Origin of the sequence: Vibrio sp. D420a (assembly GCF_030248625.1) — a bacterium.
GTDB lineage: Bacteria > Pseudomonadota > Gammaproteobacteria > Enterobacterales > Vibrionaceae > Vibrio > Vibrio fortis_A.
The window spans coordinates 1-574 of record NZ_JAHGAN010000105.1 but is presented as its reverse complement, the minus strand read 5'-3'; the positions used below and the strand labels follow the sequence as shown (position 1 = coordinate 574).

The 574-nt window shown below is 42.0% G+C and carries 1 protein-coding gene; it reads right to left on the bottom strand.

Annotated elements, in window-relative coordinates:
• Positions 1-129: 129 nt before the first annotated feature.
• A partial coding sequence (locus tag KI743_RS24550) for a hypothetical protein (protein WP_285468605.1) occupies positions 130-574 on the bottom strand: 445 nt, incomplete at its 5' end.

The following is a 574-nucleotide window of genomic DNA, read 5'->3' as shown; positions in this document are numbered from 1 at the left end:
TGGGGGTCATATCAACGCCCTGTTAAGGGGTGAGCAACGCAATACTGAAGCCGCCGCATACCACCTTAAACACTAAAACCAACGCATAGTGAAAATGCCACGCGTTGCGAATCCCTCTTGAACAGTTTGTTATGTTTCGTAGCCCAAGATTTCGATACCCCTATCAGTCCTCACTATCGGAAATTCGCCAACCTTGCAAAGTTCCATCAGAAACCTCTCTAAATTCAGTTCACGGTATGTAGTAGGAGCATTTTCATAAGGTTGATATGAATAAGATTTTGGGATACATATGCGTTCAATGTGCTTGTACTCGACAGGTCCACCACAGCCTTTAACGGGGTCATCAATTGCCGAATCCCACACCTGTTGGTTACTAGGAGCATTACCAAAGAAAACTTTTTCAGTATCCGTAAAATGATACTCAATACCAGAAAAATCTGCTCCATACTCTGCCATTACAAGAAAGAACTTCTTCCATTTATGGTTGGACATTAAGCGCACTGAGTATTTCTGTCTCAGAGCTTTATCATTGTGAGCTTTCATTTGAACCTTCCAGAAACATAGACATAATGAC